The organism is Sphingomonas populi (assembly GCF_004208535.1).
Taxonomy (GTDB): Bacteria; Pseudomonadota; Alphaproteobacteria; order Sphingomonadales; family Sphingomonadaceae; genus Sphingomonas; species Sphingomonas populi.
This window is the reverse complement of sequence record NZ_SGIS01000003.1, coordinates 20,923-43,720: the sequence shown is the minus strand read 5'-3', so window position 1 is coordinate 43,720 and position 22,798 is coordinate 20,923. Positions and strand designations below refer to the sequence as shown.

The following is a 22,798-nucleotide window of genomic DNA, read 5'->3' as shown; positions in this document are numbered from 1 at the left end:
CCTGAAATGAAGAAACTGATCGCCGCCTCTGTTCTCGCGATGCTCGTCGTCCAGCCCGGCCTCGCCGCCGCGCCGCAATTCGATACGCCCGCTCCCGTCGCGTATATGGAGGATATGTCCTCCGGGTCGATCCTGTACCAGAAGGATGCCGACCGCCGCATGCCGCCGGCATCGCTTGCGAAGATGATGACGGTCTATGTCGCTTTCGATCTCATCAAGAAGGGCGAGCTCAAGCTCGACCAGCAGTTCGAGATGCAGCCCGAAACGTGGAAGAAGTGGCATTCGCAGGGCTCGACGATGTTCCTGTCAGCCGGCGAGAAGGTCAGCGTCGCCGATCTGCTTTATGGCATTGTGACCTTGTCGGGGAACGACGCGTGCGTCGTGCTGGCCGAAGGGATTTCGGGCACCGAGCCGGCGTTCGTCGAGCGGATGAACCGCGATGCCGAGAAGATCGGCCTCAAGAACAGCCATTTCGGCACGTCGAACGGCTGGCCCGATGGCGGCGTGACCTATGTGACTGCGCGCGACCTTGCCGCGCTCGCCAAGGCGACGATCACCAACTACCCGGATTTGTACAAAAAATTCTATTCGCGGACCGATTTCACCTGGGGCAAGACGCTCGGCGCGGGTGCTGCGATCAAGCAGGAAAACCGCGATCCGCTGCTCGGCCGCGTCGCCGGTGCCGATGGCCTCAAGACCGGCCATACCGAAGAGGCCGGCTATGGCTTCACCGGCTCGGCGATCCAGAACGGCCGCCGGCTAGTGATGGTTCTGGCCGGGCTCGGCACCTACGGCCAGCGCGCCGAGGAATCGGTCAAGTTCATGAACTGGGGCTTCCGTTCTTGGCAGGCCAAGCCGATCGCACGCAAGGGCAAGAAGGTCGAAACCGCCGAGGTCCAGCTTGGCACGAGCAACCATGTCGATCTCGTCGCTGGCAAGGATCTGACCGCCACTCTGCCCGCCGGTGTCGGTTCGGAAATGACGCTCAAGGTGGCGTATGACGGGCCGATCAAGGCGCCGATAAAGGCTGGCCAGCATATCGCCGATCTCGTCGTCACCGCGCCTGACATGCCGACCCAGCGGCTGCCGCTGGTTGCCGCGACCGATGTCGCCGAAGCCGGTTTCTTCGGTCGCGTATGGGCCGGATTGACGGGATTGTTCGGCGCTTGAGCGGTCGCTTCATCTCGCTGGAAGGCGGGGAGGGGGCGGGTAAATCGACTCAGGCGCGGCGGCTTGCCGAGGCGTTGCGCGCGCGCGGGCTGGAGGTGGTCGTCACGCGCGAGCCCGGCGGCAGCGAGGGCGCCGAGGCGATCCGCGCGCTGCTTCTCCACGGCGCCCAAACGCGCTGGAGCGTGCGCAGTGAGGCGTTGCTTTTCGCCGCCGCGCGGGCCGATCATGTCGAGAAGACGATCGCTCCGGCGATCGCCGAGGGTGCGTGGGTGATTTGCGACCGCTATCTCGACAGCAGCCGCGCCTATCAGGGGCTGGCCGGCGGGATCGATGATGCCGCGATCCTCGCGCTGCATGGCTTCGGATCGCGCGGGCTGTTGCCCGATCGGACCTTCGTGCTGGAGGTGCCGGTCGAACAGGGGCGCGCGCGGGCGGAAAGTCGCGATGGCGCGGCGGCGGATCGCTTTGCCGCGCGGGATGACGCCTTCCACACCGATGTCGCTGCCGCGTTCCGGCGCTTCGCCGCGAACGAGCCGACGCGTTTCCGAATGATCGACGCGGCGGCCGATCCCGACAGCGTGACCGTGGCGCTGCTGGCTGGGTTGGCCGATTTGCTGCCATGACTTTGCCGGTCGGCAACGATGCGGCGCACGCGGCCTTTGCGGCGGCGATGGCGGGAGATACGCTCCACCACGCATGGCTGTTCGCCGGCCCCGAGGGGATCGGCAAGGCCAGCTTCGCGCGTGCGGCCGCGATGCGGCTGCTCGCCGATGCGGCAGCGCCGGACACGCTGCCGCCGGGGTTCGACGTGCCCGAAAACCATCAGACACGCCGGCTGATAGAAGCGGGATCGCACCCGGATTACCGCGAACTCAGGCGCTTGCCCAAAGAATCGGACAAGACGGGGCAGGAGTTGGCGCGCAGTATTCCGATCGCGCAGGTGCGTGCGCTGCTACCGATGTTCGCGATGAAGCCGTCGCTGTCATCGCGCCGTGTCGTGCTGATCGACGCGATCGACGATGTCGAGCGGCCCGGCGCGTCCAACGCGTTGCTCAAGAGCCTTGAGGAGCCGCCAGCGGGGACGATCTTCATCCTCATCAGCCATGCGCCGGGGCGGCTGTTGCCGACGATCCGGTCGCGCTGTCGGCTGCTGCGCTTCGATCCGCTCGGCGAGCGCGACATGAAGCGGATCGTGCGCGAACATCTCGGCAAGGCGGATGACGCCGAGGTGGCGGCGCTGGTCCGGGCTGGCGCAGGTTCGCCGGGACGGGCGCTGGGGTTCGCCGGCCTTGATCTCGCCGCGCTCGACGGCGTGCTGGCGGCGATCGCGCAGGATGGCGACCGCAGCAACGCGCGGCGGGTGAAACTCGCCAAGGCGCTCGCGCTGAAGGCTGCGCAGCCGCGCTACGAAGCGTTTCTAGACCGCGCACCTGCCTTCATCGCCGAAAGCGCGCGCGATCGGCGTGGCGAACGCTTGCGGGTCGCGCTGGACAGCTATGATGCCGCGCGGGCGCTCTCAGCGAGCGCACGCGGGTTGTCGCTCGATGCGCAGGGAACGGTGTACGAGATGGCGGGGCTGGTGGCAGCGCTCGCGAAATAGCCGGCGCCTCGGCGGAGGCTTCAATTGCTTGGTGTGATGTTCTAGGAGCCGCCTATGTCCGAACCCTATTACATCACGACCGCAATCAGCTATCCCAACGGCAAGCCGCACATCGGCCACGCCTATGAGGCGATCGCCGCCGATGCGATCGCCCGCTTCCACCGGCAGGCCGGGCGCGACGTTCGGTTCCAGACCGGCACCGACGAACACGGCCTCAAGATGGTTCAGACCGCGCGCGACAAAGGCGTCGAGGTGCGCGCGCTCGCCGATGAAATGTCTGGTTTGTTCAAGGCGATGTGCGACAGTCTTGACGTCTCGTATGATCGTTTCATCCGCACCACCGAACCGAACCATCATCGCGCCAGCCAGGCGATCTGGCAGGCGATGGCGGACGCCGGCGACCTGTATCTGAGCCGCTACGAAGGCTGGTATTCGGTTCGCGACGAAGCCTATTACGACGAGAAGGAACTGGTTGACGGGGAAGGGGGCGTGAAGCTTTCGCCGCAGGGCACGCCGGTCACCTGGACCGCCGAGGAAAGCTGGTTCTTCCGGCTCTCCAAATACCAGCAGCCGCTGCTCGACCATTACGCCGCCAACCCCGACTTCATCCGCCCGGAGAGCCGCCGCAACGAGGTGCTACGCTTCGTCGAGGGCGGACTCGCCGACCTATCCGTATCACGTACCAGCTTCGACTGGGGCGTGAAGGTGCCGGGCAGTGACGGGCACGTCATGTACGTCTGGGTCGACGCGCTGACCAATTATCTGACCGGCGTGGGCTATCCCGACGACGCCGCGACGATGGCAAAATATTGGCCGGCCGATCTCCACTTGATCGGCAAGGATATCGTGCGATTCCATGCGGTTTACTGGCCGGCTTTCCTGATGTCTGCGAAGTTGGCTTTGCCCAGGACGGTGTTCGGCCACGGCTTTCTGCTCAACCGCGGCGAGAAGATGTCGAAGTCGCTCGGCAATGTCACCGATCCGGCCGACCTGATCGCTCGGTTCGGCGTCGATGCAGTGCGCTATTTCCTGCTGCGCGAAGTCAGCTTCGGTCAGGACGGCAGCTATTCGGCCGAGGCGATCGTGACGCGGGTCAATGCCGAACTGGCCAACAGCTTCGGCAATCTTGCGCAGCGCACGCTCGCGCAGATTTTCAAGAACTGCAACGGCGGTCCGCCTGAGATTCACGGTCACGACGCAGCGGACGAGGCCTTGTTCGAGATTGTCGGGAAGGCGGTTCACGAGACGATGCCGGCGGCATTCGGCGATCTCGCGCTGTCGCACGCGACCGAGCATTGGATTCAAGCGGTCTATGCCTGCAACGCGTATATCGATGAGCAAGCGCCCTGGGCGCTCCGCAAGACCGACCCGGCCCGGATGGAGACGGTGCTGGCGACGTTGTATATCTGCATCGCGCAGCTTGCCGTCGGTATCGCGCCGATCATTCCGGGTAGCGCCGCCACCTTGCTCGACCGGATGGGGATCGCACCCGGACTGCGCAACTTCACCGCGATCGGATCGCATTGGTATTCGCCGTTAGCGGAAAGCGATTTCAAGCTCGATCAGCCGGTCGGGCTGTTTCCGCGACTCGAACTGCCTGCGGAGGCGGACGCCTGATGTTCGCCGACAGCCATTGCCATCTCGATTACAACGGCTTGGGCGACCGACAGCAGGAGGTGCTCGCCAACGCGCGCGCGCGCGGTGTCGAGGTGATGCTCAACATTGCGACGCGCGAGAGCGAATGGGACATGGTACTCGGCACCGCCGAACGCGAGGCGGATGTGTGGGCGACGGTCGGCATTCACCCGCATGAGGCCGATCAGCATCCCGATGTCGGCACCGCGCGGCTGATCGAGCGCGCCCGCCACCCGCGCGTCGTCGGCATCGGCGAGACCGGGCTCGACTATTATTACGACAAGAGCGACCGCGAGCGACAGCAAGCGAGCTTCCGCGCCCACATCGCCGCCGCGCGCGAAACGCAATTGCCGATCATCGTCCATACCCGCGATGCCGAGGACGACACCGCCGCGATCCTGCGCGAAGAGATGGAGCAGGGGGCCTTCCCCGGTGTGATCCACTGCTTCACCGCGAGCGACGCCTTCGCGGATATCGCGCTCGATCTTGGCTTCTACATCTCGATCTCCGGCATCGTAACCTTCAAGAACGCCAAGGATTTGCAGGCGACCGCGACGCGATTGCCGCTCGACCGGGTTCTGATCGAAACCGACGCGCCGTTCCTCGCGCCCGTGCCCCACCGCGGCAAGACCGGCGAACCTGCGTTCGTCGCGGACACCGCCGCGTTCCTTGCCGGCTTGCGTGGGCAAAGCGTCGAGGAATTGGCAGGGGCAACCGCGCGAAACTTTTACGCGCTGTTCAGCAAAGTGCGCGCATGAAGGTGCGGGTTCTCGGATCGGGCACGTCATCGGGCGTGCCGCGGATCGGGAATGATTGGGGCGCGTGCGATCCTACCGATCCGCGCAACGCCCGCACGCGCGTCTCGATTATGGTCGAGACCGCAACGACGCGCATCCTCGTCGATACCGGACCCGATATGCGCGCGCAGTTGCTGGCGGCGCAGGTCGCGACCGTCGATGCGGTGATCTGGACTCACGATCACGCCGACCACACGCACGGCATCGACGATCTGCGACAGGTCTATCACGCACTCGGACATCCGGTGCGAGGCTTCGCGAGACCCTGGACCGCGCGCTCGCTGATGACGCGCTTTCCGTACGTCTTCGCGGGTGCCGGCGGCTATCCGCCGACAGTGGCGGTGGCGGATTTGAGCGACACGCTCGTGATCGGCGATATTGCGATCCGGGTTGCGGATCAGCCGCACGGGTCGATCACGTCTGCGGGATTGCGCTTCGAGGCCGATGGCAAGAGCCTGGGGTATGCAACGGATATCAATGAGATGATTGGTATCGTTGAGTCACTTTATGAGGGTCTCGACGTCTGGATTGTCGATGCGTTGCGCGAACGCTATCATCCGACGCATGCCGATCTCGCTACGACACTGGGCTGGATCGAAACGGTCAGGCCGCGCCGCGCAGTGTTGACCCATATGGATCAGTCGATGGATTATGCCGCGCTCGCGGCGCGGCTGCCGGCGGGCATCGAGCCGGCATATGATGGGCTGGAGATCGAACTGTGACCGGCGACGTGATGTTCTACGTGATCATGCTGGTGTTACCGATCTCGGCGCTGGTCGCACGGCGTTTGCCGGTCGGCGAGGTGATCAAGATGGCGCTGGCCTGGCTGGCGATCTTTCTGCTGCTGTATTTCGTTGTCGTGGCTTGGCAGGAGGCGATGGGCGTCGGCGCGGGGATGCGCGGCTTCCTCGGCCTATGAGGGTTTATTTAACATAATATATATTATCGAACTGATGGATCATGTGAGGGGCAGCAATGGTTGAGCGTCTGGTAGCGATCATGGCCCGCCTCCGCGATCCGGTCAGCGGTTGTGAATGGGATCGCGCCCAGACGTTCGCCTCGATCGCGCCGTACACGATCGAGGAAGCCTATGAGGTCGCCGACGCGTGCGAGCGTGGCGATATGGCGGAGTTGCGCGATGAACTCGGCGACTTGCTGCTTCAGGTCGTGTTCCACAGTCGCATGGCCGAGGAAGCCGGTCATTTCACGCTCGCCGACGTGGTGACGTCGATCAGCGACAAGATGGAGCGCCGGCACCCGCATATCTTCGGCGATGCCATCGAAGGCGGCAAGCACCGCTGGGAACAGATCAAGGCCGAGGAGCGCGCCGCCAAAGCGGCTCCGGGCGCGCTTGACGGTGTCGCAATCGGCCTGCCCGCTTTGCTGCGCGCGGAGAAATTGCAGAAGCGCGCGGCGCGCGTCGGCTTCGATTGGCCAGACGAGAGCGGTCCGCGCGCCAAGATCGACGAGGAACTGGCCGAGGTCGCTGGTGCGGCGACGCAGGCTGAGCGCGAGGAAGAGGTTGGCGATCTCCTGTTCGCGGTCGCTAACTGGGCAAGTAAGCTGGGTGTCGATCCAGAAGCGGCGCTACGGGCCGGTAACGCGAAGTTCGAGCGGCGGTTCAAAGCGATGGAAGCGGCCGATCCAGGTTTCGCCACGCGCGACCTGGAAGCGCAGGAGCGGCTCTGGGTGGCGGTGAAGGCGGGCGAACGCCCAACCGCGTGAAAAACGTCCTGTTCGTCTGCAGCCAGAATCGCTTGCGCAGCCCCACAGCGGAAACCGTCTTTTCTAACCATGCCGCGATAGAGGTAACGTCCGCCGGCACGAAGCCGGACGCCGACAATCCGCTGACATCCGAACTGGTGACCTGGGCTGACATCATCTTCGTCATGGAGCGGACTCACCGTCGTAAGCTCCAGCAGCGTTTCCGATCGGCGTTACAGGGTCAGCGGATCATTTGCCTCGACATCCCTGACCACTACGCCTTCATGGACCCGGCGCTCATCGCGCTTTTGCATGCTCGCGTTACCCCTCATCTGCCGAAGAGCGGGCCACACTCCTCTAACCGCGTGTGAGGAACCGCTCGTAATCGCTTGGTGACATGCGGACATCGTACAGCGCATGCTCGCCATCGACCTCCTGCCCCAGCACTTCGCCATGCGCGTGGAGCCAGGCCGCGCCCGCACCATCGGCCGAGTCCAGCGTGATCGCATAGCGGCGATGCCCCTCGGTCAACAGCGCCCCGATCGTCGCGACCAAAGTGTCGATCCCTTCCCCGCTCAAGGCCGAGATCGCCACCACGTCCTCGCGGTGGCTGGCTTCGACGAGCATATCTTCGCGCGCCTCGCCTTCGAGCAGATCGAGCTTGTTCCACGCTTCGATGCGCGGCGTCGTTTCGGTCACGCCGAGATCGCGTAGCACGCCTTCGACATCGTCGCGCTGGGCCTGCGTATCCGGGTGCGCGATGTCGCGGACGTGGATCAGCAGATCGGCGGAGACGACCTCCTCCAGCGTCGCTTTGAACGCGGCGACGAGTTGGGTCGGCAGTTCCGATACGAAGCCGACCGTGTCGGACAGGATCGCCTTGTCGATGCCGGGCAGCGAGATCTGCCGAAGCGTCGGGTCAAGCGTGGCGAACAGCAAATCCTCGGCCATCACATGCGCGCCGGTCAGGCGGTTGAACAAGGTCGATTTTCCGGCGTTGGTATAGCCGACCAAGGCGATCACCGGCCACGGCGCGCGCTGGCGGCGTTCGCGGTGCAGGCCGCGCGTGCGGCTGACCGAATCGAGCTCCTTGCGCAGCCGTGCCATGCGGTCGCGGATCAATCGGCGATCGGCTTCGATCTGGGTTTCGCCCGGGCCGCCGAGAAAGCCGAAGCCGCCGCGCTGACGCTCCAAGTGGGTCCAGCTCCGTACGAGCCGGCCAGCCTGATAGTCCAGATGCGCGAGTTCGACCTGCAACCGCCCTTCGGCGGTGGCGGCACGTTCGCCGAAGATTTCGAGGATCAGCCCGGTGCGATCGATCACCTTGGCTTCGAGCGCGGTTTCGAGGTTGCGCTGTTGCACCGGCGTCAGCGCCGCGTCAAACACGACGAGACCTGCCTCCTCCATCCGCACCGTCGCGGCGAGCTGCTCGACTTGCCCGCTGCCGATCAGCGTGGCGGGCTTGGGCGCGCGAAGGCGGAGCGCGACCTTGTCCACCACCGTAACGCCGATCGCGGCAGCGAGGCCGGCGGTCTCGTCGAGGCGCGCATCGGCATCGCGGGCCGAGGCGCCATGATCGGGATATACGACGATGGCGCGGGCGCCGCGGGCGAACTCGTCGCGGTCCCGATCGAAGCCAGTACTCAAAGCGTCACTCTCAATCTTCTTCCGTCTCGGCCTGCTCATCTGCGAGGTTCAGCGGGTGGGCCGGCTGAATCGTCGACACGGCATGTTTGTAGACGAGCTGCGACATGCCATCACGCTGGAGCAGCATGCAGAACAGATCGAACGCGGCAATGTGTCCCTGCAGCATCACGCCGTTGACGAGAAACATCGTGACGTTGTCGTTCGATTTGCGCACCGCGTTCAGGAAGATTTCCTGAAGCAGCGGCTGCTTACGCTGCGCCTCGCCGACCGCGTTGACGATCGCGGCGATATCGACCGCGCTCGACGGCATGATCGTCGAGATGGCGTGCTTGTAGATGAGCTGCGATTGACCATCGCGGCGCAGCAGCACGGAAAAATTGTCGAACCACGTCACGATGCCCTGCAGCTTGACGCCCTTGACGAGAAACATCGTCACCGGGGTCTTGGAGCGGCGCAGTGCGTTGAGAAAGAGGTCCTGAAGCGAAGCTGGTTTGTCGGCCATCGGTCGATCCTTTGTTCTTGGCGGGTTTTTTCCCGCAGCGCGCCATTTACGGCGTCGGTTGTGCGATTGTCGCGGCGCCAATCTAGGCGCGCGCGGCGGTTTCGTCCACTATTCCTCGCGGCCTTCGGTGATGCCGAGCAATTTGAGCTTCCGGTGCAGCGCGGAACGCTCCATGCCGATGAAGTTCGCGGTGCGCGAGATGTTGCCGGAGAAGCGCTTGATCTGGACGCGCAGATATTCGCGTTCGAAGGTCTCGCGTGCCTCGCGCAGCGGCGATCCCATGATCGCGGTTGCGCCGCTGCCGAGTTCGCCAGGATCGCCCAGCACTTCGCTCGGCAGCATGTCGAGATCGATGCGGCCAATCCGGTCACCCGGCGCCATGATGATGACTCGCTCGACGATGTTGCGGAGCTGGCGCACGTTGCCCGGCCATTCGTAGGATTGCAGCGCGACCATTGCGTCGGGCGCGATCTCTGGCGTCGGCACGCGGCGATCAGCGGCATAATGCGCGACGAAGTGGGAGATCAGCGCCGGGATGTCCTCGCGCCGTTCGGCGAGCGGCGGGATCTGCACCGGCACGACGTTAAGGCGGTAATAGAGATCCTCGCGGAAGCGGCCTTCGGCGATTTCATGGGCCAGATCGCGCGATGTCGCCGAGACGACGCGGACATCGACCTTGACGATACGCGTGCCGCCGACGCGGGTGAAGCTCTGGTCGGTCAGCACGCGCAGGATGCGGGCCTGCGTCGCGATCGGCATGTCGGCGATCTCGTCGAGGAACAGCGTGCCGCCATGCGCCTGTTCAAGGAGCCCGGAGCGGACGAGATCACCCCCCTCCTCCACCCCGAACAATTCCTCATCGACGCGTTCCGGCGTCATGCGCGCGGCATTGACGATCACGAACGGCGCATCGACGCGCTGGCTCCAGCCGTGCAACAGCCGCGCGGCGATTTCCTTACCGACGCCGGCCGCGCCCATCACCAGCACGCGACTGCCGGTCGCGGCGACGCGCTTGAGGGTGGCGCGAACCGCGTTGATCGCGGCGGAATTGCCAGTGAGATCGGCATCGCGTGCGGCGACGGCCCGCAAGGACGCCACCTCGCGGCGGAGCCGTTCGGTCTCGGTTGCGCGCGCGACCATCAACAGCAGGCGTTCGGCCTCGAACGGCTTTTCGATGAAATCGGCGGCGCCACGCCGGATCGCGGCGACGGCGGTGTCGAGATTACCGTGGCCAGAGATCATCAACACCGGGATGGTCGAATCGCGCCGCTTGATCTCGTCGAGCAAATCGAGACCATCGAGCCGCGAACCGTGCAGCCACACGTCTAGCAATACTAGCGACGGCCGCCGCATTGAGATCGCCTCAAGCGCGGCGTCGCTGTTGGCGGCCGTTCGGGTGCCATAGCCTTCGTCTTCAAGGACGCCCGCAACGAGATCGCGAATGTCATGCTCGTCGTCGACGATAAGGATATCGAGTGCCATAGGTCAGGTCCGGTTCTGGTTATAGTCGGCCGCGCGGGTTTCGGAGGCGGGAGCCTCACCGGCGTCCAGTGCGGCAAGCGCCACGGTATCGAAGCGGATCGTCACGCAGGTGCCGCCGCCTTCATTGTCGGTGAAACTGATCGTGCCGAAATGCTCCTCGACGATCTTCTTGACGATGGCGAGGCCAAGGCCGGTCCCGCGCGCGCGTGTCGTCACATAGGGTTCGACGATACGGTCGCGCGCGGCGGGCAAACCGATGCCGCTGTCGCGAACGACGATGGTCGCGGCATCGGCTTCCTGCGAGAGTGTCATCGAGACCGCCCCGCCCTCGCTGTCGCCCTTGGCCTCGATCGCCTCGACCGCGTTCTTGATGATGTTGGTGAGCGCCTGGCCGATCTGGCGGCGGTCGCACACCAGCAGCGGGCCGGGCTCGTCATATTGCAGCACGAAGCGGATCGCGGGATGCGCGACTTCGTGCAGGAACAACGTGTGCCGGGCGACCTCTAGGAGCGATTCGCTGCGGAACACCGGCTTGGGCATGCGCGCGAACGATGAGAATTCATCGACCATCCGCCGGAGATCGCCGACCTGGCGGATGATCGTTTCGGTCAGCCGCGCGAACGTACCGTCGTCGGCGGGGATCTGCTTGCCGTAGCGGCGCTGGAGCCGTTCGGCGGCGAGCTGGATCGGGGTAAGCGGGTTCTTGATCTCGTGGGCGATACGGCGCGCCACGTCGGACCAGGCGGCGCGGCGCTGATCGAGCAACTGGCCGGTGATGTCGTCGAAGGTCAGGATCGGCCCCTCGCCCGCGCGCGTGATCTTCACCGCGAGCGTCTTTGCCTCGCCGGTCGACTCGACTTCGACGATCGCCTCGCGATCCTCGCTCTCGATCAAGGCACCGAGCTCGGGTGAGACCAGCGACAGCGGCTTGCCGACGAGATTGTCGTCGCCGGTCTTGAGCAACGTCGCCGCCGAGCGGTTGATGAGCCGGATCGTGCCGTCATGCGCGATCGAGATGACGCCGGCCGTCACGCCGGACATCACCGCCTCGATCAGCGCGCGGCGGCTTTCGAGCGCGCTGGTCTGCGCCTGCAAGCGGCTCGTCATCTGGTTGAACGCATTGGCGAGCGTGCCAACCTCGTCGCGCTCCTCGCGTTCGGGAACGCGCGCGGTAAGGTCACCATCGGCGATCAAGCGCGCCGCGCCGACCAATTCATCGATCGGCCGTACCAGCCGGTCGGCCACGGCGAGCGCGATCCACACCGCCACACCGACGATCAGCAGCGCCACCGCGAACAGCGCCGCATTGAACTGGAGTTGCAGAGCGCGCGCGCGCGACTGGGTGCCGCGATAATCCTTGAGCACGTCCTCGGCCGCGACATGCTGCTGGTTGAGGAAGTCCGCGTTCGTGCCGGTGCCGACGTACAAATACAGATTGTCGGATGCAGGCAACGCCGTGACGACCCACACCATATCCTTGGCGAGATCGACATAGGCCCGGTTCTGGCGCTTGACGATATTGAGGATCTTGGGGTCCGCACGCTTGGCGAGAACGGCGAGATCGGGCACCGCCACCACCGTGATCGGCTCGATTCCTGTGGTTGGCGTGTACCGGAACACTGCGGCCTGGCTGAGACTGCGCTGGTATGTCTGATATTGCAGGAATGCGGGAAAGCGCGGCGAGCCGACCGGAATTTGCGCGGACTCGCTGGCGATATCCGCCGCCATCACACGGCCTTCGTTCGACCAGCGCGTGATGATCTCGCGCTGCGAATCGCGGACCATGTTCATCGAGGCTTCGAACGAGCTGCGCGCCCGGTCCGACACCCAGAATTCGATACCGGACTGGAACATGAACGAAGCGGCAATCACGGTCAAAACGATCGGGATGCTGGCCAGCAACGAGAAGATCGCCACGAGCCGGACGTGAAGCTGGCCACCCCCTGCGACCGCAGAACGCTGAGCGCGGTGGCGGGCAATGCGTCGCCCGACCAGAATGATGATCGCGACGAGCGGAAGCAAATTGGCAAGCAGCAGGAACGCGCTCAGCGCGGGCGGCACCATCTGTTCGGCGAGCGCGTGTGTACGGACGACGGAATAGGTCGCGATGGCGGTCGCGAACGTTATACCGAGCGCAGCCAGTTCGATCGCGACGGCGAATTCGGGAAACCGAAACGCACGGTGACTGGAACTCGGGGTTAAGCGCAACACCATCGTGCTTTCCTTACAACGTCGCAGTTGCAAAGAAAACACACTAATCGTTCATGTCAGCCGATCCACGCCCCGCCCCGCCGTCGCGCTGGGGCGCATCCCTTAGCCGGACATGCGAAAACCGCTCGCTACCAATCTCCGTAGAAGAGATCGGTTGCGAACGGCCGCAGCGGCGCCCTCGGCAACCGCGTGTTCGAATTCGGCGGCGATCGCGCGACGCGTTGCCGCGTCGCGACCGCCGACCGAACGCTTACTTTTTGCCGGAGAGCGAAATGCCGCCGAAACGCTTGTTGAAGCGTGCAACCTGGCCACCCGCGTCGAGCATCTGGCCCTTGCCGCCGGTCCAGGCCGGGTGTGCGAGCGGATCGATTTCAAGCTGCATCAGATCGCCTTCCTTGCCCCAGGTCGAGCGCGTCTCGAACGTGGTGCCGTCGGTCATCTGGATCTTGATCATGTGGTAATCGGGGTGGATGTTGCTCTTCACGTCAAATCTCCGGTGAAAGCCACTGGTTTCCGACCAGCGGCGAAGGCGCGGCCCCTATCAGAGCCTTAGCGGGAGTGCAACTCAGGTGCGTAGCGAAAGCCACCGCCGTAGCGCCACCACCGCCCAGATCGCCTCGACCAAGCCGAACGGCCACGCCCCTTGGAGAAATCCGTAGATTGACCCAAGCACGCAGCCAGCCGCAAAGCCAAGCGTCCACCAATGCGATCGGCTTTCCAGTGCGTAGCAGACGAGCGTGAAGGACAGCGCGAGCAGCCCGAACCAGGTCAGCGCGTCCAAAACCGCGCTATGCCTTGGGCGGATCGGCGATCATCGCGGTGAAGTTCGCTTCTGCCGCAAGTTGCCCGTCGATCGTGGCCCGGCCCGCGAATTTGCAGACGCTGCTGCGCTTCTGGACGAACTCGACCTCGAGCTTGAGCAATACGCCCGGCTCGACCGGCTTACGGAACTTCGCGCCGTCGATCGCCATGAAATAGACGAGCTTGCCCGAGCCGGCGAGGCCGAGACTCTCGACCGCCAGTACGCCGGCGGCCTGCGCCAGCGCCTCGACGATCAGCACGCCCGGCATAATCGGACGACCGGGGAAATGCCCCTGAAAGAAGCTCTCGTTGATCGTCACCGCCTTGATCGCCGTGATCGACCGGTCGAGGATGATCTCCTCGACACGGTCGACCAACAGCATCGGATAGCGATGCGGGAGCGCCGCCATGACCCGTGCGATATCGAACGGGCCAGTGCTGCGGACTTCTGCTTGATCCGTCATCGCGAGGCGATCAGCGACCCTGCGGCGCGTTCTTGGCCGGGGCGGGAGCGCCCGGTGCGGCAGCCGCGCCCTGCTGGCGCTGCATCGCGCTGTAATAGACGAGCTGCTGATAGCGCTGGAAGAGCTGACCGGTCTGCTGGCTTGGCTGCCAGTTGGCGGGCGGCGTCACCGACACCGACGGGGTCTGGCGATCGAGTTCTGCCTTGATCTCGTCGGTCAGATCGGCCTCGGGCGCATTATACTGGATCGCGCCGGCCGAAAGCAGCAGGCTCACCTTCTTGGCGGCGACCACGGCCTTCATCGCGGGATCATACTTCATCGCGATCTGCTCGATCGCATAGGCCTGAGCGAGCGTCGCCGGCTGGCGCAAACGGCTGACTTCCTGCTGGCCGGCCTTCTGTGCGGCTTCGAGCTTCGCAAGCGCCGGGTTCTTGGCAGCCTGGGCGGCCTGGACTTCGGCGTCGGAAAGCTGCTTGTCCTTGTTGGTGTCGAGCGGGGCGATCAGCGTCTGCAACTCGGTGTCGAGCGTCTGCTGACGTGCGCGCGCCTGATCGAGCTGCGCCTTGTAGGTGCTCGCGATCGTCTGGTTGGCGGCATCGAGCGCCTTGGCGCTGAGGATGACCGATTCCGGGTCGGAGAACGCGATGCCGGAAACCTGCGCGGTGGCCGCGCTGGCTGCGAACGCGGCCGGAACGACGATCGCGCCGCCGATCAGGAGCTTCTTGAACGTGTTCATCAGAATTGTGTCCCTACGTTGAATGTCACAAGCTTGGTGTCGTCGCCCTTCACCTTCTTCAAGGCGTAGGCGATATCGATTCGGAGCGGCCCGAACGGCGAGTTCCAGTTCACGCCCGCGCCGACCGAGATTCGCGGCGCCCCCGAATTGCCCAGGAACTGTTCGAGGAACGGCGCGGTGGTGCTGGTCACGGCGGTGTTCACCGACGAGCCGACGCAGGGCGTGGTCGCGCTCGCTGAATAGCCGACCGCGCAGATCGTCTGCAACCCCGCATTGGCGCCATCGGTGGCTGGCACGGCGAATAGCGGCTTGCCGCTTGTGCTGTCCAAAACCGGCGTGACCTGCGGCTGCACCGTGGCGCGGCCCGTAACCGGATCGATCGTGGTCGGGAAGCTTGCCGTCGCGACCGGCTTGGTCACGCCCCACAAGGCACCCGCCTGAACGTAGATTGACGGCCGCAGACCGAGTTCACGCGCGCCCGACCCCAGCGGAATCTGCACTTCGAGCCGGCCGACATAGTATTTGTTGCCGCCCAGCGCGTCGTCGACGATGCTGTTCTTGTCGGTGACGAGGATCTGCTTGCCCGTCGCATCGGTGGTGTACGGCGTGCGCGTTACGCGCGGGCCGACGCCGCGGATGTCGAAGCCGGGGAAGTCCGGCTCACCGAGATAGAAGCGGTCGGTGATACGGATTTTGTCGACGCCGGCTGGCTTCTTGCCTTCGAGCGAGAAGATATAGCCGCCCTCGACGTGCAACGAGCCGATAAAGCCGGCACCGAGGTTTTTGTACTTGGTCGCATCGACGCGCGTGCGGACGTAGCGGACGTCGCCGCCCAGCCCTGCAAAATCCTGGCTGAGGCTGAACTTCTGCCCTGCCGTCGGGCGCAACCGGCTGTTGAGCGAATCGAAGATCAGCGAATATCCGACCGACGAGGTCCAGCGATTGCCGATGGCCTGACACAGATAGCTGCCGGCGGCGAGAACGTTACAACTGCCGTCGGAGTTGAAATACTGCCCATTCAGTCCGACCTGATCGTAGGTAAGGCCGTAGCGCCCCGCGAGCGACCAATATTCGGTGAGCGGCACGCCCGCACGGATCTGGAAGCCGGTCGAGACTTGTGTGTAGGTCGTCTGACGATCGCTGCCGCTAAAATTGAATGCGTTGTAATCGCGCCGGAAAAGGTCGCCACCGATGGCGATGTTCTTGTTGAACAAATACGGCTCGGTGAAGCCGAGATTGACCGACTTCGAATAGCTTGAGTAGTTGACGCTCGCGCGCAGCTCCTGCCCCTTGCCGCGGAAGTTGCGCTGCGTGATCGATGCCTGAATGATGAAATTCTCGAGGCTCGAATAGCCGACCGACAGCGATAGCTCGCCGGTCGATTTCTCCTCGACATTGGCATCGAGCACGACCCGATCGGGCGCCGAGCCCTGGCTCTGCTTGATCTCGAACTTGTCCTGGAAGTAGCCGAGCGAGTTGATGCGGTCCTGCGAGCGCTTGACCTGGAAGCTGTTGAACGCATCGCCCTCGGCGAGACGGATTTCGCGCCGGATCACCTTGTCCTGCGTCTGGGTGTTGCCGGTGACGTTGATCTGCTCGACGTAGCTGCGCTTGGCTTCTGCGATGTGGAAATTGATCCCCATCGTCAGCGTGTCCTTGTCACGGTTGAACTCGGGGTTCGTATCCGCGAACGCATAGCCGACGAGACCAGCCGACTGGTTCAGGCTGTCGACCGTATCCTCGACCTTCTTGGCGTCGTACCAGTCGCCCTTCTTGATCGACAGGCCGGCGGCGACCTTCTTGCCGTCGAAGTCGCGAATGTCGCTATCGACCGTCACGTCGCCGAACTTGTAGCGTTTCCCTTCCTCCACCACATACGTGATGATGAAGTCCTTCTTGTCGGGCGTCAGCTCGGCGACGGCGGAGGTGACACGGAAATCGGCATAGCCGTTGGTCAGATAGAACTGACGCATCTTCTGCTGGTCGTAGGCGAGGCGATCCTGATCGTAGCTCGTGTTCGAGCTAAGCAGAGTCGTCAGCCGCGCTTCCTTGGTCGCCATCTGGCCACGCAGCGCCTTGTCCGAAAACACCTCGTTGCCGAGAATGTTGATCTGACGGACCTTGGACTTCGGACCCTCGTTGATTTCGAAGATGATATCGACGCGATTCTGGTCGAGCGTGACCATCTTCGGCTCGATCGCGGCGGCGAATCGGCCCTGCCGGCGATACAGTTCGACGATGCGCGCCACGTCCTGCCGGACGGCGGTGCGCGTGAAGATCTGGCGCGGCTTGAGCTTGATCTCCTTGGTGATCTTGTCTTCCTTCAGGCGCTTGTTGCCCTCCAGAATCACGCGGTTGATGATCGGGTTCTCGCGCACGCGCAGCACGATATTGCCGCTCTCGACGCCGCTGATCGACACGTCGGCGAACAGATCGCTCGCCAGCAGATCCTTGATCGCCTGATCGAGCAGTTCGTTGTTATAGGCGATGCCGACGCGCAGCCGCGTGTACGAGAGCACCGTCTCAGGCTCGATACGCTGCGATCCCTCGACGCGAAGCGTCAGGATCTTCTTGGCGTTGGGATCGCTGACGACCACGGCCGCGCCGGTGGTCGGCGCTGGCGGCATTGGGATCGGCTGCGCAGCGCCGCGCGGGCCTTCACCGCGTTGACCGCCGCCGCGGTGCCCACCACCGCCGCGCATGCCACCTTGGGCGTCGGCCGCGCTCGGCATCGTGGAAAGCACCGTACCCGCCAGAAGCGTGACGAGCGCATGCTTTCCGAACGTCGAAACCTTGATCGCTGTCACTTCCCACCCCAAATCGGAGAAAATACTCGCGGATCGCAACACCGCGGACCCGCCCTGCCTCACCTTCGTCAGCCGATCAAGCCGGTGAGGTTTTTCCAGAGCCCAAACGATCCCAGATCGTTGAACGTCACCATCAACATCAACGCCAGCATCGCCGCAAGCCCGCCGCGAAACGCCCATTCCTGTACGTGAAGCGGCACCGGCCTCCGCCGTATCGCCTCTATAGCGTAAAAGAACAGGTGGCCACCATCGAGCACCGGGACTGGCAAGAGGTTGATGAATCCCAGATTAATCGAAATCACCGCGATCATCCAGATCAGCGCGGGTGCGCCGAGCGAAAGCTGCTCGCCCGACACCTTGGCGATGCGCAGTGGCCCGCCAAGTTCGTCGACCGAGCGGCGCCCGGTGAGGATCTGGCCTAGCCCATCAAGCGTGCTGCGCAGGATTTCCCCGGTCATCTTCGCTCCGGCGAACGGTGCTTCGATCAGGCTGACCGGCCGAAGCACCGGCTTGACCGGGCCGATGCCGAGCAGGCCCTTGCGGAATTCGTTGCCGAACGCGTCACGCTGCACCAGCGCGCCGATCGTCACGTCGCGGCTGAGCGGTTGGCCATCGCGTTCGAAGCGGACGCTCACCCGTTCGTCGGGGCGAAGCACGGTGTATTGCGCGAGATCGGCGAAGGTGGTGACGCCGCGCCCGCCAAGGCTGGTGATGCGGTCACCCGTCTTGAGACCGGCGCTTGCCGCCGCACTCTTCGGCGCGACGATGCCGATTACCGAAGGCGTGGCATCCACACCATATGTCAGCGCAAACCCGCCGAGGATCACGATCGCGACGATGAAATTGGCGATCGGCCCGGCCGCCACCACAATCGCGCGCTGCCAAACGGGCCGCGCTTGCAACGTCTTCGCGCGCTCTTCCGGCGGCAGCATCAGCCAGTCGGCGCCGGGCTGGCTCGCGGCGTTCATGTCGCCAGCGAACTTCACATAGCCGCCGAGCGGCATCCACGAGAATTTCCAGCGCGTGCCACGCTTGTCAGTAAAGCCGAACACTTCCTGTCCGAAGCCGATCGAGAAAGCGTCGATCTTCACGCCGAACAGCCGCCCGGCGAGATAATGCCCCATCTCATGCAGGAAAATGAGCGGGCCGATCACCAGCGCGAACGCGAGCACGGTCAGCAGGAAGCCGGGGCTGTGGGTCACGCAACGCAATCCTTCACTCGCTCACGCGCGATCACCCGCGCCTCTGCGTCGACGGCGAGAACGTCGGCGAGTGCCCCCGGCGCGGGCGGATCGTAGCGGGTTAGGGTATCTTCGACGATTGCGGCAATTTCGAGGAAGCCGATCCGCCTGTCGAGAAACGCGGCGACCGCGATTTCGTTGGCGGCGTTGAGGATCGCCGGGCGCGCACCACCCGCATCGAGCGCTTCACGCGCGAGCCGAAGCGCCGGGAAGCGTACCGAGTTCGGCGCTTCGAAATCGAGCCGGCCGATCTTGACGAGATCGAGCGGTGCCATCGGCGTCGCCATCCGGTCGGGCCAGGCGAGACAGCTTGCGATCGGCACACGCATGTCGGGCGGGCCGAGTTGCGCCAGCGTCGAGCCATCGACATATTCGACCATCGAATGGATCACCGACTGGCGGTGCAGGATGATCTCGATCGCGTCATGCGGCACCGGGAAGAGCCGCGCAGCCTCGATCAGTTCGAGGCCCTTGTTCATCATCGTCGCCGAATCGACCGATATCTTCGCGCCCATCGACCAATTGGGGTGCGCGACAGCTTGCTCGACGCTTACGCCCCGCATCTGGTCCAGCGACCAGTCGCGGAACGGTCCGCCGCTGGCCGTGAGGATAATGCGCCGCACGCGGCCAGGTCGCGCCACGTCGAAACACTGGAAGATCGCATTGTGCTCGGAATCGGCGGGCAGCAGCGTCGCGCCGCTCTTCGCCGCTGCCGCCAGCACCACGTCGCCCGCCGAGACGAGCGGCTCCTTGTTGGCGATGATGACGGTGCGCCCCTGATCGATCGCAGCCAGCACCGGCTCCAGTCCAGCGCAGCCGACGATCGCGCCCATTGTCAGGTCCGCGCCAAGCTCGGCCGTATCATGTACGGCCTGCGCGCCGCCTGCAGCCGCGATGCCGGTGCCGGCCAGCGCATCCCGCAGCGCACCCAAGCACGCTTCGTCCGCGACCACGGCGCGCTTGGCCTTGGTGCGGATCGCGGCCTCGGCCAGCTTGGTTACGTCGCGGTGTGCGGTCAGCGCGAGCACCTGGAACGCGTCCGGCTCACGTTCGACCAGATCCAGCGTCGAGCGACCGACGGAGCCCGTCGCACCGAGAATCGTAATCGTCTTCATCAGAAATAAAATCTCGGCAAAATGACCAGAAACGCCGCGACCGGCGCCACGGGCACCAGCCCGTCGAGCCGGTCTAGCACGCCGCCGTGGCCGGGAAAAATATTGCCGCTGTCCTTCACGCCGGCACGGCGTTTGAGCCAGCTTTCGTAGAGATCGCCGCCCTGCGCGATCACCGCGAGGAACGGCGTGGCGAGCGTGAGTCGCAGTGGCAAGCCGTACATGGCGTGGAGGAACGCGCCGAAGATCGCCGCCATCGCCATCCCACCAAGCAATCCCGCCCAGGTCTTGTTGGGGCTGATCGCAGGTGCGAGCTTCGGCCCGCCGATCAACCGGCCGGCCGCATACGCGCCGATATCGCACGCCCACACCAACGCCAGCACCCAGAGCGTGAAGACGATGCCTTCCTTCTGTTCGCGGATCACCAGCAGCGCGAGCGTCGGCAACCCGACATAGATCGCACCCGCCGCCAGCATCGGCCGCTGTGTGACGATGACGATGAAGAACCCCGCTCCCGCCAGCAGGCCAAGCGTGAAGAAACTCGGTCCGGCCATGATCGGCGCCATCACCGACAAGGGCACGAACAGCGCGAGTTGCGCCAGACGTTTGGTAGTGGCGGGCGTGGCCTGAAGATCGGCCCATTCGGCCATCATAAGCAGCCCAAGTGTTACGCACACCAGCCAGAACACGATGTCACCAGCGACGATCGCTCCCAATGCGACCGCAATCAGCGCGATACCGACGATCGTACGCAGCGCCAGTTCGGAAGGCCGCTTAGGCGCCTTGGCCTCGTTCACAGGCCCCCGAACCGGCGTTGCCGCTGGCCGAAGATCGCGACCGCATCGGCCAGAGCGTCACCGTCGAAATCTGGCCACAAGGTTTCGGTGAACAGCAGTTCGGCATAGGCCGCCTGCCACAGCAGGAAGTTGGACAGCCGCACCTCGCCCGAGGTGCGGATCAACAGATCGAGCGGCGGCAGATCATAGGTGTCGAGTTGCGACTCGATCAGCCCGGCGTCGATCGTGGCGGGATCGAGATCGCCCCGCATCGCACGCTCGGCGAGACGACGCGCGACGTCGGCGAGTTCGGCCTGCGAACCGTAATTGAGCGCAACCGCGAGGATCGGGCCGGTATTCGAGGCGGTCCGCGCGATCGCGTCATCGACCATCACGACCAGATCGGACGAGAAGCGACGATAATCGCCGATCACCCGCAGCCGCACATTCTCGCGCACCAATTCGTCGAGATCTGAGCGGATGAAGACGCGCATCAGCGTCATCAGGTCGCTGATCTCGTCCTCGGGCCGCCGCCAGTTCTCGGACGAGAAGGCATACAGCGTGAGCGCGTCGATCCCCATCGAACGCGCGGCGCGCGTTACCCGACGCACCGCATCGATGCCCGCCTTGTGGCCGGCAACGCGCGGCAGAAAGCGCTTCTTGGCCCAGCGGCCATTGCCGTCCATGATGATCGCGACATGGCGGGGCACCGCTCCGCCTGCGGCCATCCGTGCAACCGGGGCAGGCCGGGTGCTCACTTGCCGAGGATTTCCTTTTCCTTTGCCGTCGCCGCCGCATCGATATCGGCGATCGTCGCATCGGTCAGCTTCTGCACCTCGGTTTCGAGGCGCTTGCGCTCGTCCTCGGAGATGACGCCCTTCTTCTCGTCGACCTTGAGACTGTCCATGCCGTCACGACGCACGTTGCGCGCAGCGATGCGCGCGCCCTCGGCATATTTGCCGGCGAGCTTGGCGAGTTCCTTGCGACGGTCTTCGGTCAGGTCGGGGATCGGCAAGCGCAACGTGGTGCCATCGACGATCGGGTTGAGGCCGAGGCCAGCGGAGCGAATCGCCTTATCGGCCGGGCCGACGTTGCTCTTGTCCCACACCTGCACCGAGATCATGCGCGGCTCGGGCACCGAGACGGTCGCGATCGTGTTGAGCGGCATGTGCGAGCCGTATACTTCGACCGTGACAGGATCGAGCAGCGAGATCGACGCGCGACCGGTGCGCAAGCCGCCGAGATCGCTCTTGAGCGCTTCAACGCTGCCCGCCATGCGGCGTTCCAGATCGGCCTTGTCATAGGCTGCCATGTTATTCTCCTTGGGCCTGAACGACCGTCGAAACGCCCTCGCCACGCAGCACGGCGGCGAGATTGCCATGCTCTCGGATGTTGAACACGACGATCGGAATATTGTTGTCGCGGCACAAAGCGATGGCGCTGGCGTCCATAACCTTGAGATCCTGCGCAAGAACCGTGCTGTAAGCGACGGTTTCGAAACGCTTTGCGGTCGGCACCTTCTTCGGGTCGGCATCATAGACGCCATCCACCGAAGTGCCCTTGAACAACGCGTCGCACTTCATTTCAGCCGCGCGCAAGGCAGCGCCGCTATCCGTCGTGAAGAACGGGCTGCCGACGCCGGCGGCGAAGATCACCACACGGCCCTTTTCGAGATGACGCTCGGCGCGGCGGCGGATGAAGGGTTCGCATACCGACTGCATCGGGATCGCCGACTGCACACGCGTATCGACGCCGATCTGCTCCAGGGCATTCTGGACCGCGAGCGCGTTCATCACGGTCGCGAGCATGCCCATATAATCGGCGGTCGCGCGCTCGATGCCTTTGGCCGCAGCGGACAAACCACGGAAGATGTTGCCGCCACCAACGACGACGCACAACTCATATCCGGCGGCGCGGGCATCGGCGATCTCGCCGGCAACGCGAGCGGTCACGGCGGGGTCGATCGCCAGCCCACCCTCGCCCATCAGGACTTCGCCCGACAATTTCAACAAGATGCGCTTGAACTTAGGATCGCTCACGGGAGTCCATCATGCTGAGTGGCGGGTGCGGGGCGGACCTTAGTCGTGGCCCTCCGCGATTGGAAGCGCGGAAA

General features: G+C 64.4%; 24 protein-coding genes. 9 read left to right on the top strand and 15 right to left on the bottom strand.

Going from position 1 to position 22,798, the window contains the following annotated elements:
* The first annotated feature begins 6 nt into the window (after positions 1-6).
* From EWE75_RS02785 to EWE75_RS02745, 9 genes are read left to right on the top strand one after another with little or no spacing between them, the layout of a single operon-like run.
* Complete coding sequence (locus EWE75_RS02785) at positions 7-1,170, top strand: D-alanyl-D-alanine carboxypeptidase family protein (RefSeq protein WP_130155176.1); 1,164 nt, start codon at positions 7-9, stop codon at positions 1,168-1,170.
* Positions 1,167-1,793, top strand: a complete 627-nt coding sequence (gene tmk, locus EWE75_RS02780; RefSeq protein ID WP_231708174.1) for a dTMP kinase — start codon at positions 1,167-1,169, stop codon at positions 1,791-1,793. The genes EWE75_RS02785 and tmk overlap by 4 nt, the downstream gene beginning before the upstream one ends.
* The gene (locus EWE75_RS02775) at positions 1,790-2,770 is read left to right on the top strand and encodes an AAA family ATPase (protein WP_130155174.1); all 981 of its coding nucleotides are present in this window, start codon (positions 1,790-1,792) and stop codon (positions 2,768-2,770) included. The genes tmk and EWE75_RS02775 overlap by 4 nt, the downstream gene beginning before the upstream one ends.
* A 54-nt stretch (positions 2,771-2,824) precedes the next feature.
* Positions 2,825-4,387 carry a methionine--tRNA ligase gene (gene metG / locus EWE75_RS02770; protein WP_130155173.1) on the top strand — a complete coding sequence of 521 codons (1,563 nt, stop codon included), beginning with the start codon at positions 2,825-2,827 and terminating at the stop codon, positions 4,385-4,387.
* On the top strand, positions 4,387-5,163 hold the full coding sequence (locus tag EWE75_RS02765; protein WP_130155172.1) for a TatD family hydrolase: 777 nt from the start codon (positions 4,387-4,389) through the stop codon (positions 5,161-5,163). The genes metG and EWE75_RS02765 overlap by 1 nt, the downstream gene beginning before the upstream one ends.
* Entirely contained in the window at positions 5,160-5,924 is a 765-nt protein-coding gene (locus EWE75_RS02760) for an MBL fold metallo-hydrolase (protein WP_130155171.1), read from the top strand. Before EWE75_RS02765 ends, EWE75_RS02760 begins: the two co-directional genes overlap by 4 nt.
* Positions 5,921-6,121 carry a hypothetical protein gene (locus EWE75_RS02755; RefSeq protein ID WP_231708173.1) on the top strand — a complete coding sequence of 67 codons (201 nt, stop codon included), beginning with the start codon at positions 5,921-5,923 and terminating at the stop codon, positions 6,119-6,121. Before EWE75_RS02760 ends, EWE75_RS02755 begins: the two co-directional genes overlap by 4 nt.
* A 56-nt stretch (positions 6,122-6,177) precedes the next feature.
* Positions 6,178-6,927, top strand: a complete 750-nt coding sequence (gene mazG / locus EWE75_RS02750; protein WP_130155170.1) for a nucleoside triphosphate pyrophosphohydrolase — start codon at positions 6,178-6,180, stop codon at positions 6,925-6,927.
* The gene (locus tag EWE75_RS02745) at positions 6,924-7,277 is read left to right on the top strand and encodes a low molecular weight protein tyrosine phosphatase family protein (RefSeq protein ID WP_130155169.1); all 354 of its coding nucleotides are present in this window, start codon (positions 6,924-6,926) and stop codon (positions 7,275-7,277) included. The genes mazG and EWE75_RS02745 overlap by 4 nt, the downstream gene beginning before the upstream one ends.
* Here the strand turns inward: EWE75_RS02745 and hflX are convergent.
* From hflX to pyrH, 15 genes are all read right to left on the bottom strand, one after another.
* Positions 7,264-8,553, bottom strand: coding sequence for a GTPase HflX (gene hflX, locus EWE75_RS02740; protein WP_130155168.1), 1,290 nt, complete (start codon positions 8,551-8,553; stop codon positions 7,264-7,266). The genes EWE75_RS02745 and hflX overlap by 14 nt on opposite strands.
* Before the next feature lie 10 nt (positions 8,554-8,563).
* Positions 8,564-9,136 (bottom strand): RNA chaperone Hfq, encoded by a 573-nt coding sequence (hfq, locus tag EWE75_RS02735; protein ID WP_282432660.1) that lies wholly within the window; start codon positions 9,134-9,136, stop codon positions 8,564-8,566.
* Between the two features lie 27 nt (positions 9,137-9,163).
* On the bottom strand, positions 9,164-10,537 hold the full coding sequence (ntrX, locus tag EWE75_RS02730) for a nitrogen assimilation response regulator NtrX (protein WP_130155167.1): 1,374 nt from the start codon (positions 10,535-10,537) through the stop codon (positions 9,164-9,166).
* A gap of 3 nt (positions 10,538-10,540) precedes the next feature.
* A complete protein-coding gene (locus EWE75_RS02725; protein ID WP_130155166.1) occupies positions 10,541-12,751 on the bottom strand; it encodes a sensor histidine kinase NtrY-like in 2,211 nt (736 codons plus the stop codon).
* A gap of 247 nt (positions 12,752-12,998) precedes the next feature.
* Positions 12,999-13,232: a 50S ribosomal protein L31 gene (gene rpmE / locus EWE75_RS02720; protein ID WP_069205648.1), complete on the bottom strand. Its 234-nt coding sequence runs from the start codon at positions 13,230-13,232 to the stop codon at positions 12,999-13,001.
* Positions 13,233-13,313: 81 nt separating this feature from the next.
* On the bottom strand, positions 13,314-13,529 hold the full coding sequence (locus tag EWE75_RS02715) for a hypothetical protein (RefSeq protein WP_130155165.1): 216 nt from the start codon (positions 13,527-13,529) through the stop codon (positions 13,314-13,316).
* 7 nt (positions 13,530-13,536) lie between these two features.
* On the bottom strand, positions 13,537-14,013 hold the full coding sequence (gene fabZ / locus EWE75_RS02710) for a 3-hydroxyacyl-ACP dehydratase FabZ (protein WP_130155164.1): 477 nt from the start codon (positions 14,011-14,013) through the stop codon (positions 13,537-13,539).
* Positions 14,014-14,023: 10 nt separating this feature from the next.
* Positions 14,024-14,749 (bottom strand): OmpH family outer membrane protein, encoded by a 726-nt coding sequence (locus EWE75_RS02705; RefSeq protein WP_130155163.1) that lies wholly within the window; start codon positions 14,747-14,749, stop codon positions 14,024-14,026.
* Positions 14,749-17,556 carry an outer membrane protein assembly factor BamA gene (gene bamA / locus EWE75_RS02700; RefSeq protein WP_427915761.1) on the bottom strand — a complete coding sequence of 936 codons (2,808 nt, stop codon included), beginning with the start codon at positions 17,554-17,556 and terminating at the stop codon, positions 14,749-14,751. The genes EWE75_RS02705 and bamA overlap by 1 nt, the downstream gene beginning before the upstream one ends.
* A gap of 68 nt (positions 17,557-17,624) precedes the next feature.
* Positions 17,625-18,758: an RIP metalloprotease RseP gene (gene rseP, locus EWE75_RS02695; protein WP_130155162.1), complete on the bottom strand. Its 1,134-nt coding sequence runs from the start codon at positions 18,756-18,758 to the stop codon at positions 17,625-17,627.
* The gene (dxr, locus tag EWE75_RS02690) at positions 18,755-19,912 is read right to left on the bottom strand and encodes a 1-deoxy-D-xylulose-5-phosphate reductoisomerase (protein WP_130155161.1); all 1,158 of its coding nucleotides are present in this window, start codon (positions 19,910-19,912) and stop codon (positions 18,755-18,757) included. Before dxr ends, rseP begins: the two co-directional genes overlap by 4 nt.
* Positions 19,912-20,706 (bottom strand): phosphatidate cytidylyltransferase, encoded by a 795-nt coding sequence (locus EWE75_RS02685; protein ID WP_130155160.1) that lies wholly within the window; start codon positions 20,704-20,706, stop codon positions 19,912-19,914. The genes dxr and EWE75_RS02685 overlap by 1 nt, the downstream gene beginning before the upstream one ends.
* The gene (locus tag EWE75_RS02680; protein WP_130155291.1) at positions 20,703-21,413 is read right to left on the bottom strand and encodes an isoprenyl transferase; all 711 of its coding nucleotides are present in this window, start codon (positions 21,411-21,413) and stop codon (positions 20,703-20,705) included. The genes EWE75_RS02685 and EWE75_RS02680 overlap by 4 nt, the downstream gene beginning before the upstream one ends.
* Positions 21,414-21,439: 26 nt before the next feature.
* Positions 21,440-21,997 carry a ribosome recycling factor gene (frr, locus tag EWE75_RS02675; RefSeq protein WP_130155159.1) on the bottom strand — a complete coding sequence of 186 codons (558 nt, stop codon included), beginning with the start codon at positions 21,995-21,997 and terminating at the stop codon, positions 21,440-21,442.
* 1 nt (position 21,998) lies between these two features.
* Positions 21,999-22,670: a UMP kinase gene (pyrH, locus tag EWE75_RS02670; protein WP_427915763.1), complete on the bottom strand. Its 672-nt coding sequence runs from the start codon at positions 22,668-22,670 to the stop codon at positions 21,999-22,001.
* Between the last annotated feature and the right edge of the window lie 128 nt (positions 22,671-22,798).